The sequence below is a fragment of the Streptomyces sp. B1866 genome, from assembly GCF_031932565.1.
Taxonomy (GTDB): Bacteria; Actinomycetota; Actinomycetes; order Streptomycetales; family Streptomycetaceae; genus Streptomyces.
On sequence record NZ_JAVSCF010000204.1, the window covers coordinates 1 to 11,948 of the forward strand.

The 11,948-nt window shown below is 76.7% G+C and carries 9 protein-coding genes, 1 pseudogene and 1 riboswitch; of the genes and pseudogenes, 3 read left to right on the top strand and 7 right to left on the bottom strand.

The genetic code is table 11. From position 1 onward, the window contains the following. The 3 genes from RKE29_RS22510 to RKE29_RS22520 all read right to left on the bottom strand — a co-directional run. Nucleotides 1-1,565 (bottom strand): HEXXH motif domain-containing protein (locus RKE29_RS22510; protein WP_312007377.1); only part of this gene is annotated, 1,565 nt, incomplete at its 3' end. Continuing rightward, nucleotides 1,562-1,729 carry a hypothetical protein gene (locus RKE29_RS22515; RefSeq protein WP_312007378.1) on the bottom strand — a complete coding sequence of 56 codons (168 nt, stop codon included), beginning with the start codon at nucleotides 1,727-1,729 and terminating at the stop codon, nucleotides 1,562-1,564. The genes RKE29_RS22515 and RKE29_RS22510, both read right to left, overlap by 4 nt. Before the next feature lie 309 nt (nucleotides 1,730-2,038). Next, a complete protein-coding gene (locus tag RKE29_RS22520; protein WP_312007379.1) occupies nucleotides 2,039-2,752 on the bottom strand; it encodes a DUF4232 domain-containing protein in 714 nt (237 codons plus the stop codon). Nucleotides 2,753-3,297: 545 nt separating this feature from the next. Further along, a riboswitch (cyclic di-AMP (ydaO/yuaA leader) is annotated at nucleotides 3,298-3,484 on the top strand. Between the two features lie 6 nt (nucleotides 3,485-3,490). On the opposite strand from RKE29_RS22520, the gene RKE29_RS22525 reads away from it, so the two are divergent. Next, nucleotides 3,491-4,666, top strand: a complete 1,176-nt coding sequence (locus RKE29_RS22525) for a transglycosylase family protein (RefSeq protein ID WP_312007380.1) — start codon at nucleotides 3,491-3,493, stop codon at nucleotides 4,664-4,666. A gap of 107 nt (nucleotides 4,667-4,773) precedes the next feature. Here RKE29_RS22525 and RKE29_RS22530 read toward each other — a convergent pair whose 3' ends face one another. Beyond that, entirely contained in the window at nucleotides 4,774-5,043 is a 270-nt protein-coding gene (locus tag RKE29_RS22530) for a DUF1876 domain-containing protein (protein WP_312007381.1), read from the bottom strand. 54 nt (nucleotides 5,044-5,097) lie between these two features. Further along, nucleotides 5,098-5,733: pseudogene (locus RKE29_RS22535) on the bottom strand (phosphoribosyltransferase); the annotation flags it as partial. A gap of 201 nt (nucleotides 5,734-5,934) precedes the next feature. Between RKE29_RS22535 and RKE29_RS22540 the strand changes: the two are divergent. Together RKE29_RS22540 and RKE29_RS22545 are read left to right on the top strand one after the other, a co-directional pair. After that, the gene (locus tag RKE29_RS22540) at nucleotides 5,935-6,693 is read left to right on the top strand and encodes a DUF72 domain-containing protein (protein WP_312007382.1); all 759 of its coding nucleotides are present in this window, start codon (nucleotides 5,935-5,937) and stop codon (nucleotides 6,691-6,693) included. Nucleotides 6,694-6,726: 33 nt separating this feature from the next. Next, a complete protein-coding gene (locus RKE29_RS22545) occupies nucleotides 6,727-8,124 on the top strand; it encodes a 6-phospho-beta-glucosidase (protein ID WP_312007383.1) in 1,398 nt (465 codons plus the stop codon). Between the two features lie 45 nt (nucleotides 8,125-8,169). Here the strand turns inward: RKE29_RS22545 and ccrA are convergent, their stop codons facing one another. Together ccrA and RKE29_RS22555 are read right to left on the bottom strand one after the other, a co-directional pair. Continuing rightward, nucleotides 8,170-9,423, bottom strand: coding sequence for a crotonyl-CoA carboxylase/reductase (gene ccrA, locus RKE29_RS22550; RefSeq protein ID WP_312007384.1), 1,254 nt, complete (start codon nucleotides 9,421-9,423; stop codon nucleotides 8,170-8,172). A gap of 13 nt (nucleotides 9,424-9,436) precedes the next feature. Beyond that, nucleotides 9,437-11,948, bottom strand: a 2,512-nt coding sequence (locus RKE29_RS22555; RefSeq protein WP_312007385.1) for a type I polyketide synthase, incomplete at its 5' end; no start/stop codon positions are given.

Sequence of the window (11,948 nt, forward strand, 5' to 3'; positions counted from 1 at the left end):
CGGGCCAGCGCCAGGCGGGCCGGGGGGCGCGCCCGGACGGCGCGGACGGACGTACCGGGCGGGGCGCCGGGCGGGGGCTCGCCGCGCCGCCACGCGCGCGCCCAGCGGGCGCTCTGCCGCGGGTCCGGACTCAGGTGGTGCATGCGGTAGACGATCCGGTGGTCGGTGACCAGCTCCAGCGCGGTGCGCAGCGGCCCGTCCGGCACGGCGCGCGCGTGCCACCGGGCGAGCTGCCGCTCGACGCCGGACAGGAACGCGTCCCCCAGGGCGGTGAGGTCGGCGTGCGCGCGCAGGGTGCGAACGCCCGCCGCCGTCTGCGCGCGGCGCAGCGCGAACTCGAAGGCGGCGGTGTCGGCGGCGGCCGTGCCGGCCGCGGCGGCCTCCCGGCGCGCCTGCCAGAACCCGGTCACGCCCAGGAACGCGTACACGCCCTGGAGCAGGCCGAGCAGCGGCCGGGGGTCCGGCCGCCACGGCGCGTGGTGGACCTTCTCCCGGCCGCCGCGGACCAGTGGCACCAGGTCCATGAGCGCGCCGAGCTTGACGTGCTGGGCCTCGTGGACGAGGGAGGCGGCGAGCGACACGGGATCGGTGGGGCGGCCCAGCAGCGCGCTGCCGTACGCCTCGGGAGAGGAGGCGCTGAACGGCTCGTGCGGGGCCGTGTAGGGCACCGGGACCAGGGAGCGCAGGCTCGCGCCGATCCCGCCCGGGTGCACGTGCTCCTGCTCGGCGAGCAGCTGCCAGGCGCGGGCGAACTCCTCCTGCCACGCCTCGGCCCCCCGCTCGGTGAGCCGCTGCGGCCCGCGCGGGCGCAGGAAGTCGCGGTAGGGGTCCAGGTCGTCCAGGTACGGCTCGCACGCGTACCCGCCGGCCTGCGCGCGCAGCCGCCGCAGGGCGAGCCAGCCCGCGGCGTCGCGGGCCGGGTCGGGCGGCAGCCGCACCGTGCGCGCCCCGGCCACCACGGTCGCCGCGCCGCCGCGCTCCCGGAAGACCTGGGCGGTCTCGGCGCCGTGGGCGCGCAGGTCGGCGAAGCCGAGCGCGGGCAGCATCACGCCCCCGTCGCGCACCGGGACCCGGGCGTGGAAGTCGATGCCCGCGAGGACGGCGGCCGACGCGGCGGTGGCGTGCACGTGGCCGACCTCGCGCCACAGCGGCAGGTCGCCGGTCTCCTGGCCGCGCAGCCGGCGCAGGCACCGGACGAGCCAGGTGCCGACCTGCGGGTGCACCAGCAGGGCCGTCGCGCTGGGTGCCGAGCGCCGCTCGGCGCGGGCGAGCAGCCGCCACGCCTCGTCGGCGGGCGGCAGCGGGCCGGCAGCGCGCGGGTCGGCAGCGGCCAGGTCGACCAGCCCGCGCAGCAGCAGCACGGCCCGGCTGCGCTGGCCCGCGCTCAGCTCGGCCACAGCCCGCGCGTCGCCGGATCCGCTCGCGAGGTCGGCGAAGCTCGCCGCGGACAGCCGGTGGAGGTGACCCGCGCCGGGCCGCCGCGGGGCGGGGACGGTCGGCGGGGGCGGCGCCTGCGTACGGCCCTGGGGCACGGAGGCCGCGGCGCGGCCGCCCGGCTCGGTCAACAATCCTCCTCCTCGACGGCGTTGATCGACAGCGGCGGAGACTGCGCGATGCCGAGGAGGCGGTCGACGGCCACGGCCAGCCCCGGGTGGCCGTCGAGCGCGTCGAGTGACACCGCGGACAGGTCCAGAAGCTCCGTCTCGACCTCGGTGGCGGCTCGCTCCATGACGATCGTCCCCCCTCCGGACGCCGCGTGTCGGCTCTGACGAGGCGCCCCGGTCCATGGTGGCTCATTCAAGAATGGTTGGGAAAGAGGGGGCACGGCCGGAAGGCTCCCTTCCGGACACGGCCGTCACGACCTGTCGGACCGTCAACTTCCCGCCCGCCACAGGGGGTTCACGCTCTCCCTGCGCAAGCCGCCCGCGCGTGGTGCGCGGGCGGCGGCCCGGCGCGGGCGACGGCGCGGGGCACGCGGCGCAGCGGCGGCCCGCCGCCAACCCGGCGGAACGCCGCCGGGGTTCGCCGGGAAGCGGGGTCAGGGGCGTGTTCCCGGTTCGACCGCGCTCACGTCGAACACGCCGCCGCACACCCGGAAAGAGCGCACCGGCGCCGTCAACGCCTGCCTGGAATCCGGCGGATAGGCGCGGATCGTCGAGGCGGCCGGCCGGCACGGTTTGCCGGACACGCCCTCGTTGACGGTGTGGACGCTCGCATGCACGCTGCCCCCGGATTTCAGGGTGAGCGTGCCGTGCGCGGCGCCGCTGCGGGTCGCGGGCGCGCCGATGGCCTTGCCCGAGGAGTCCAGCACGGAAACGCCGGGGAATCCGGTGAGCGTGCAGGAGGACTTTCCGGTGTTGGTGAACACCAGCGGCGCGTAAATGTTCCCGGCGCCGATGTCCACCCGGCCGAAGGACAGTTTCAGATCGCCGGCGGCGCAGATCCGCCGGGCGGAGGGCGCGGACGAGGCACCGGGGGCAGTGGAGGCACCGGGAGCGGACGACGGCGCGACGGAGCCGGGCGCGGACGCGCCCGGCGTGCTCCGGGAGGCCGCGGACGAGCCCTCCCCGGTGCCCTCCGGCCCGGTGTGCGAGGCGAGCCCGCTGGACAGGCCCGGGGTCTCCACAGCTCCGCGAGCGCCGTCCCCGGAGTCGGTGCCGCACGCCGCGGCCGCCGCGACGGCCGCGACGAGCAGGGCGGACGCGGCGAGTGACCGCCGCCTGGTCGTTGTCGTACGGGTGTGCTGCGCCATGGACAACCTCCCTGGATCGGCGTCGGCCGGTGTTCCGGCCCTCGTCGCCGAGTGCCCGGCTCGGTCCCGGACATGCCGTCCCGGACGTCCCCCCGCCCCGCCCTTCCGGCCCTTCCTTCCGGCCCTCCCCGGGAACCGGTGACCCCATGCCGGACCGGTCATTCAGGTCGATTGCGGATATTCCCGGCGCAATCCAGTGAGCTGGGTCACGCTCCACCGACTCCACAAAACGGGCATTTTGAATTCGGTGACACACATCACAGATAACGCGGCCGGTTTGCGGACTTTCCGTGAGCACCCGGAGACAGCTCCGCGCGACTCCCTTTCTCCCGGCCGCCGTTGACGCCCCCCGGAAGACAATCCGGGATTGCGCTCCGGAGAGGATTCACAGCACAGCGTGATGATGCGGGCAATTCACTCCCGTTATCTCCTTGATCGATATTCCACTGCCTTGTCGCGCTCAAACCCGTGTGTTTAATTTGCGACTCCCGCCGCATTCCGTGCGGGGCCTCCTGAGCCGGAACGCCGAGTCCTGCCGCCGGCTGGGAGGAAACACGACCCATCCACCACGGCAGGAGCGGGGGACCCAGGTAAGTGCCGCATCGCGCGCAAGGCGCGGTGCGGCTTGGGGTGAAGCCGCGTCGCGGTGCCCACGGGCACCGGGCACCGCGCGGCCGGGCAACTTTCCTGCCCGAACCCGACAGCTCACCTCGCAGGCGTAGGAGAGGAAGACCTTCTATGTCTGCACGCGGACGTCATCGCCGGCCCAAGACCCGTCGTTTCTCGCGCGCCACGCTGGCGCTGACCGCAGGCGGCGCCGGTGTCGCCCTGCCCCTGATCGGAGTCGGCCAGGCGCACGCGGCCTCGGTCTCGACCTGGGACAAGGTCGCGCAGTGCGAGAGCACCGGCAACTGGCACATCAACACCGGCAACGGCTTCTACGGCGGCCTGCAGTTCACCCAGAGCACCTGGTCGGAGTTCGGCGGCACGAAGTACGCGCCGCGCGCCGACCTGGCCACCAAGGACCAGCAGATCGCCATCGCCGAGAAGGTGCTCGCGGTCCAGGGCCCCGGCGCCTGGCCGGTGTGCTCGGTGAAGGCGGGCCTGACGGCGGGCGGCCCGGCCCCCGCCATCAACCCCGACGGCGCCACCACCAAGGCCGCCCCGGCCGAGGCCAAGAGCGCCCCCGCCACCAGCGCGCCCAAGGCCGCGCCCAAGGCGCCGAAGAAGACCGCGCCCGCGCCCGCGCCGAGGACCGGCGCTTCGCACACCGTGGTCAGCGGCGACACCCTGTCCAAGATCGCCGACGCGCACGGCGTCAAGGGCGGCTGGCACCGGCTGTACGACGCCAACCGCCAGGTCATCGGCGACGACCCGAACCTGATCTTCCCGGGTCAGAAGCTGCGCGTGGGCCACGGTGCACACGCCAAGCCCGCCGCCGCCGCGGCGCAGCAGAGCGCGTCCACCGGGGCCGCCTCGCCGAAGGCCGCCACCGTCAAGAGCGCGTCCGGCTTCGTGGCCCCGGTCGCGAACGCCGCGCTCGGCACCGCTTACCACGTGGCCGGCAGCAACTGGTCCAGCGGCTACCACACCGGCGTGGACTTCCCCGTCGCGACCGGCACCCAGGTGCGGGCCGTGGGCGACGCCACCGTGGTCGCGGCCGGCCCGGGCGGCGCGTACGGCAACCAGGTCGTGCTCAAGCACGCCGACGGCAAGTACAGCCAGTACGCGCACCTGTCCCAGGTGTCGGTCTCGGTCGGCCAGACCGTCTCGGCGGGCCAGCAGATCGGCCTGTCCGGCGCCACCGGCAACGTCACCGGCCCGCACCTGCACTTCGAGGTGCGCACCGGCCCGGGCTACGGCACCGACATCGACCCCCTGGCCTACCTGCGGGCCAAGGGCGTCGCCATCTGACGGCAACCCGTCGTCTTCCGCTCCGGCGATCCGGCCGGGGGCGCCGCGCGGCGCCCCCGGCCGGCCGCGTGTGCGCGCCCGGCCACCGCACAGGCCGCAGGCCGGGGTCACATCACCAGGTGGGCCCTGGCGTGGGTGACCTCCTCGATGTCGCCGCCCGCCTTCGAGATCAGCCGGTGCGCGAGATTGCTCAGCGCCCGCGCCGCCGCGATCTCCTCACCCACCCGCGGCTGCGCGGGGTCCGCCGGATTCCGGTTGGCCCGGCCCTGGGCGAGCATCTCGGTGCCGTCGTGCATCCGCAGCCGTACGACGGCCTCGGTCAGGGGGCCGAGCTCCCGGAACTCCATCTCGATGTCGCATCCCACGATCGTCTCCATCGCGACCACCTCCTGCGTCCTCCTACCAGAATGCGCCTATTCGGGTGATTCGGTCGACCGGGACAGCAGGTCCACGACCTCGGAGTCGCTGGTCTGGGAGAAGTCCCCGTACCAGGCGCCGACCGCCAGGAAGTCGGCGGGCGCGTCCAGGCACACCACCTCGTCCGCCGGGTCCGGGCCGGTGCGCAGCGCCGCAGCGGCCTCCGGGGCGGCCACCGGCACGGCCACCACCACCCGGGCGGCGCCCTGGGCGCGCGCGACCCGGCAGGCGGCCCGGGCCGTCGCGCCGGTGGCCATCCCGTCGTCCACCAGGACCGCGGTCCGGTCCGCGATGCCGGCCCGCGGCCGGTCGCCGCGCAGCCGCCGCACCTGCCGGTCCAGCTCCTCGCGCTCCTCCCGCTCCACCCGCGCCAGGTCCTCCGGGTCGGCGGCGCTGAGCCGGACGATCTCGTCGTGCACGACCCGCACGCCGCCCTCCCCCACCGCCCCGAACGCCAGCTCCCGGTGGTAGGGGACGCCGAGCTTGCGGACGACGATGACGTCCAGCGGCGCGCGCAGGGCCCGCGCCACCTCGAAGGCCACCGGCACCCCGCCGCGCGGCAGGCCCAGCACCACCGGCCGCTCCTCGCGCAGGTGCGCCAGGCGCCCGGCCAGGCGCCGCCCGGCGTCGGTACGGTCGGTGAAGAACATCGCGTGCCACCCCTCGGGGACGGGGAACGGCGCGGGACGCCGCGCCGCCGGCCCGCCGCGGCCGCCCGGCGGGTCACTGCCGAATCAAGCCCAGGCCCGGGCCGCGCGCAAACCGGCGGCGGCCAGTCGGCCGCGTCCACGGGAGTGGCCGCGGGCGCGGCCGGGTGCCGTCCGGGCGCCCGGCGGGCAGGGATCGACGGCATGACCGTCCTCGTCGGAACCTCCGGGTGGCAGTACAGGGACTGGCGCGACGTCCTCTACCCGGCCGGCTGCCCGCAGCGGCGGTGGCTGGAGGAGTACACGCGCCGCTTCGCCACCGTCGAGAGCAACAACGCCTTCTACCGGCTGCCCGCGCCCGAGCAGTTCGCCGCCTGGCGGGACCGCACGCCCCCGGGCTTCGTGATGGCCCTCAAGGCCAGCCGCTACCTCACCCACATCAAACGGCTGCGCGACCCCGAGGAGCCCGTACGGCGCCTGATGGACCACGCCGGTGCGCTCGGCGACCGGCTCGGCCCCGTCCTGCTCCAGCTGCCGCCGACGCTGCCCGCGGACCCCGCCCTGCTGGACGCCTGCCTGGGCTGCTTCCCGTCCGGCACGCGCGTGGCCGTCGAGCCGCGCCACCCGTCCTGGTGGACCGACGAGGTGCGCGAGGTCCTGCGGCGGCGGGGCGCGGCCCTGTGCTGGGCGGACGCGGGGTCCCGGCCGGCCGGACCGCTGTGGCGCACCGCCGGGTGGGGCTACCTGCGCTTCCACGGCGGCCGGGCCAGCCCCCCGCCCCGCTACGGCCGCCAGGCGCTGGCCACCTGGGCGCGGCGGGTGGGCGACACCTGGCCGGCGGGCGCGGACGTGTACGCGTACTTCAACAACGACCCCGGCGGCGCCGCCGTCCGGGACGCCGCCGTCTTCGCCCGGGCCGTGGCCGGGCTGGGCCGCGAGGCCACCCGCACGCCGGACGGGTAGCGTGCCAGGCAGCCGACGGGGAGGTTGTGACACATGAGGCTGACCGTGCTGGGCGGCGGGGGGTTCCGGGTGCCGCTGGTGTACCGGGCCCTGCTGGACGAGGGACTGGACCCCGGGCCGGCCGGCGGGCCAGCCGGTAGCGGGCGGGTCACCGAGGTGGTGCTGTACGACACCGACAGCCCGCGCCTGGACGCGATCGGCGCCGTGCTGGCCGGGCAGGCCGCCGCCCACCCGGCCGGTGCCGCGGCGCCCGCGGTGCGCGTCGCCACCGCGCTGGACGACGCGCTGCGCGGCGCCGACTTCGTCTTCTCCGCGATCCGGGCCGGCGGCCTGGACGGGCGGACCCGCGACGAGCGCGTCCCGCTCGCGGAGGGCGTTCTGGGGCAGGAGACCACCGGCGCGGGCGGCGTGCTGTACGGGCTGCGCACCCTGCCGGCGGCCGTGCGGATCGCCGAGCGCATCGCGGCCGTGGCACCGGACGCGTGGGTGATCAACTTCACCAACCCGGCGGGCCTGGTCACCGAGGCGATGCAGCGGGTGCTGGGCGACCGGGTGATCGGCATCTGCGACTCGCCGGTCGGACTGTGCCGCCGCGCCGCGCGGGCCCTGGGCGCCGACCCGGACCGGGCGCAGTACGACTACGTCGGGCTGAACCACCTCGGCTGGCTGCGGCGGCTGCTGGTAGACGGGCGCGACCGGCTGCCCGAGCTGCTGGCGGACGCGGGACGGCTGGCGTCCTTCGAGGAGGGCCGGCTGTTCGGCGCGCGGTGGCTGCGGGCGCTGGGCGCGCTGCCCAACGAGTACCTGTACTACTACTACTTCCGCCGCGAGGCGGTGGCCGCCGCGGCGGGCGCCGCCGCCACCCGCGGGGAGTTCCTGCGCGACCAGCAGCGGCGGTTCTACGCCGAGGCGGCCGCCCGGCCCGCCGATGCCCCGGCGGCCTGGGAGCGGGCGCGCCGGGAGCGGGAGGAGACCTATCTGGCGGAGGCCCGGGCGGCCGGCGGCGGCTGGCAGCGGGACGCCCGCGACCTGGACGGCGGCGGCTACGACCGGGTGGCCCTGGCCCTGATGCGGGCCATCGCGCGCGGCGAGCGCACCACGCTGATCCTCAACGTGCGAAACCGCGCCGCCGTACCCGGCCTCGACGCCGACGCCGTGGTGGAGGTGCCCTGCCTGGTCGACGCCGGCGGCGCCCGCCCGCTGGCCGCCGGCCCCGTGGAACCGGCGCAGCTGGGGCTGATGCTCCAGCTCAAGGCCGTGGAGCGGGCCACCGCCGAGGCGGTCGAGCGCGGCGCCGCGGGCGACGCGGCCGGAGCCCGGCGGGCCGCGCTGCGGGCCCTGGCCCTGCACCCCCTGGTGGACTCGGTGCACACCGCCGAGCGCGTCCTCGACGCGTCCGGCGCGCTGGCGGGCCTCACCGCGCCCCGGTAGGCGCGTGCGGGTACGGGCCGCGGCCCGTACCCGCACGGCCGGGGGCTACGCCAGCCCGGCCGCGTGCCGCTCGCCGCGCGCGGGGGCGTTGACCAGGACGGCCATGTTGCCGGGCGGGTGCTGGTTGTCCCGCATCATCTGGTGCGCCGCGCCCAGTTCCTCGAAGGTGCCCGTCCACGACAGGCACGGGTCGAGCCGGCCGGTCCCGGCCAGGTTGGCCACGGCCCGGCACTGCTGGGAGTTGGCGAAGTGCGACCCCTGGAGCCGCTTCTGCCGCATCCACAGGAAGCGCAGGTCCACGTCGGCGTGGTAGCCGGTGGTGCCCCCGCAGATGACGACCATGCCCGCGGTGTCGCACAGGTACATGGACGTGGGGATGGTGTCCTGGCCGGAGTGCTCCAGCACGATCCGCGGCGCGCGGCGCTCGCCCAGGATCTCCCAGAAGCGCTTGCCGAAGCGCCGCACCTCCGACGTCCACGCGCTGGTGGCGGCCTCGTCGTCGATGTCCGGCAGGCGGCCCCAGTGGGTGTAGTCGCCGCGCAGCAGGTAGCCCCGGGCGCCGAGCCGCAGGCAGTACTCGCCGCGCTCCTCGTTGGAGACGACGGCGATCGGCACCCCGCCGAGCAGGTCGACGATCTGGATGGCCATCGAGCCCAGGCCCCCGGCCCCGCCCCAGATCAGCACCGGGTCGCCGGGCCGCACGGTGTGCGGGGGCCAGCCGCACAGCTGCCGGTAGGCGGTCGCGCCGGTCACCATGAAGCAGGCGGCCTCCTCCCAGGTCAGGCGCGCGGGCTTGGGGTGGCACTGGTACTCGTCCACCACGGAGAACTGGGCGAAGGCGCCGAAGTTCGACTCGTAGCCCCACACCCGCTGGGTGACCGACGTCATGGGGTCGGCGCCCAGGCGTATGTCCGCGGCCGACTCGTCCCACTGGCAGCCTGACAGGACGACCTCGTCGCCGACCTTCACCTGGGCGACGCCCTCGCCGACGGCCCACACCACGCCCGAGCCGTCGGAGCCGCCGATGTGGAAGTCCTCGCACTCGCCGCGCCGCTGGCGGGCCTTGATCACGTCCAGCGGGCGGCCGAGCGCGGCCCACGCGTTGTTGTAGTTGACACCCGCGGCCATCATCATCACCAGCACCTGGCCCCGGCCGACCGGAGGCACGTCCACCACCTCGGTGCGGAAGGCGTCGACGGGCCGTCCGTAGCGCTCGCGGCGGATCACCGAGGCGTACATCCGCTGGGGCACCTCGCCCAGCGGCGGGATCTCCCCCAGCTCGTACAGCGCCTTTCCCATGCTGCCCTCCTGGTCACCCGGGCCGGTGCCCGGTACGAAGCCATCGCTCGACCGCCTGTGCCGCCGCGTCGGCGTGGGCTTCCATCATCGTGAAGTGGTCCCCCGGCACGTCCACGGCGGTGTGCGGGAGCTTCCACACCGCCCGCCAGTCGGTGCCGTCCGGCAGCCCGGCCAGCGGCTCGCTGGACCGTACCAGGAGCGTCGGCGCGGACACCGCAGACGGAGTCCAGTCGAAGCTCATGTAACGGCCCATGGCGGTCAGCCACGCGTCGTCCTCCCCGCCGAGCACCCGGTCCCTGCGCTCCCGCAGACCCCTGATGACGGCCGGAATGAGCCGCTCCAGCAACTCCGTCTCGTCGGGAGGGTAGCTGTCCAGCAGCACGATCCGCTCCGGTGCTGCACCTACTTTTTCCAGATGCGCGGCGACGGCGTGCGCCACGAATCCGCCGGAGGAGTAACCCACCAGGGCATACGGGGCGCCGCCGGCCAGGCGCAGCACGGTCTCGCCGTGCGCCCGGGCCAGCGCGGCCGGCGTGCGCGCCACCGGCTCGCCCGCGCGGAACCCGGGGTGCGGCAGGGCCGTCACCTCGCGCAGGCCGCGCAGCGCGGCGGCGAACCGTGCGTACTGGTGCGGGCCGGACACGCCGATGATCGGGGGGAGGCACAGCAGGCGCGGGCTGCCCGGGCCGCCCGCCAGCCGCACCCCGGCCGCGGCGCGCGGCGGCGCGGGCTCGTGCTCCGTGCCCCGGGTCTCCACAGCGTTCCCGGCGCTTCCGGCGCTTCCGGTGCCGTCCGTGCCGCCGGGTGCTCCGAACAGCGGGCGGAACCGCGACAGCGCGGCCATCGACGCGACGAACTCGCGCACCTCCCCGCCGTCCACGGCCGCGGCGAACAGGGGCAGCAGGCTGCCGCCGGCCGGCGCCGGGCCGGTCCCCGGGTCCGGGCTCGGCGTGCCGTCGGGCGCCGCGTCGAACTCGGCGTGCAGCCGCCGGGCCAGGTCGGCCGGGGTGGGGTGGTCGAAGACGAGGGTGGGCGGCAGCTTCAGGCCGGTGGCCGCGGCGAGCCGGCCGCGCAGCTCCACGGCGGTCAGCGAGTCGAAGCCGAGGTCGGCGAAGCCCGTCTCCGGTTCGATCGCGTCGGCGGAGCCGTGGCCCAGGACGGTGGCGGTCTGGGCCCGCACCAGGCCGGTCAGCGCGGCCAGCCGCTCGGCCTCCGGCAGGGCGGCGAGCCGCTGCCGCTCCCCCGGGTCGACGCCGCCGCGCGCGGCGCGCCGCACCGAGGGCCGCACCAGGCCGCGGAAGAGCCCGGGCACCTCGGCCCCGGCCGCCTCGGCCTGCGCGCGCAGCGCCTCCGGGTCCAGCCGGGCGGGCACCAGCACCGGCCGGCCGGGGTCGGCGAGCGCGGCGTCGAACAGCGCCAGGCCCTGCTCGGCGGACAGCGGTACGACGCCGCCGCGCGCCGAGCGCCGCAGGTCGGTCTCGGTGAGCGCCGCCATGCNTACGACGCCGCCGCGCGCCGAGCGCCGCAGGTCGGTCTCGGTGAGCGCCGCCATGCCGCTGGCCGGTGCCCAGGTGCCCCAGGCCAGGGAGGTGGCGGGCAGCCCGGCCGCGCGGCGGTGGCGGGCCAGCGCGTCGAGGACGGCGTTGGCCGCCGCGTAGTTCGCCTGGCCCAGGCCGCCGAAGGTGCCGGACGCGGACGAGAACAGCACGAACGCCGCCAGGTCGCGGCCGGCGGTCAGCTCGTGCAGGTGCGCCGCGGCGTCGGCCTTGGGCCGCAGCACGCGGTCGAGCCGTTCGGGGGTGAGCGAGCCGACGAGCCCGTCGTCCAGCACGCCCGCCGCGTGCACCACGGCGCTGAGCGGGCGGTCGTCCGGGACGCGCGCCAGCAGCGCCTCGACGGCCGCCCGGTCGCCGACGTCGCACGCCACCGTCTCGACGCTCGCGCCCAGCCCGGCCAGCTCCGCGGCGAACGCGGCCGCGCCCTCGGCCCTCGGCCCGCTGCGGCTGGCCAGCAGCAGGTGCCGGGTGCCGTACGCGGTCACCAGGTGCCGCGCCAGCAGCCGGCCCAGGGTGCCGGTGCCCCCGGTGACCAGCACGGTGCCCGGCAGGCGCGGTGCGGGGGCGTCGGCGGACGCGCCAAGGGAGGCCGCGCCGGGAGACGCCGCGCCGGGAGACGCCGCGCCGGGCACGCGCGCCAGGCGCGGCACGTGGACCGTGCCGCCGCGGACCGCCAGCTGCGGCTCGCCGGAGGCCAGCGCGCCCGCGACGGCCGCCGCCCGGGCGCCCGGTGGCAGGTCGAGCAGGACCAGGCGGCCGGGGTTCTCGGACTGGGCCGAGCGCACCAGGCCCCATACGGCGGCGCCGGGCAGGTCGGCCCGCTCCGCGCCGTCCCCCGGGTCCGGCCCGGCCGCGCCGCCGGTCACGAGCACCAGGCGGGAGCCGGCCAGCCGCTGGTCGGCGAGCCAGTCGCGGACCAGCGCCAGGGCAGCGCCGGCCGCCACGCGCGGGCCGCGCGCCAGGCCTCCC

What these genes read in the sequence shown, in the direction of transcription:
- RKE29_RS22540 (WP_312007382.1), top strand. Translation starts at nt 5,935, where the DNA reads ATGACCGTCCTCGTCGGAACCTCCGGGTGGCAGTACAGGGACTGGCGC.
- RKE29_RS22545 (WP_312007383.1), top strand. Translation starts at nt 6,727, where the DNA reads ATGAGGCTGACCGTGCTGGGCGGCGGGGGGTTCCGGGTGCCGCTGGTG.
- RKE29_RS22515 (WP_312007378.1), bottom strand. Translation starts at nt 1,729, where the DNA reads ATGGAGCGAGCCGCCACCGAGGTCGAGACGGAGCTTCTGGACCTGTCC.
- RKE29_RS22530 (WP_312007381.1), bottom strand. Translation starts at nt 5,043, where the DNA reads ATGGAGACGATCGTGGGATGCGACATCGAGATGGAGTTCCGGGAGCTC.
- RKE29_RS22525 (WP_312007380.1), top strand. Translation starts at nt 3,491, where the DNA reads ATGTCTGCACGCGGACGTCATCGCCGGCCCAAGACCCGTCGTTTCTCG.
- RKE29_RS22520 (WP_312007379.1), bottom strand. Translation starts at nt 2,752, where the DNA reads ATGGCGCAGCACACCCGTACGACAACGACCAGGCGGCGGTCACTCGCC.
- ccrA (WP_312007384.1), bottom strand. Translation starts at nt 9,423, where the DNA reads ATGGGAAAGGCGCTGTACGAGCTGGGGGAGATCCCGCCGCTGGGCGAG.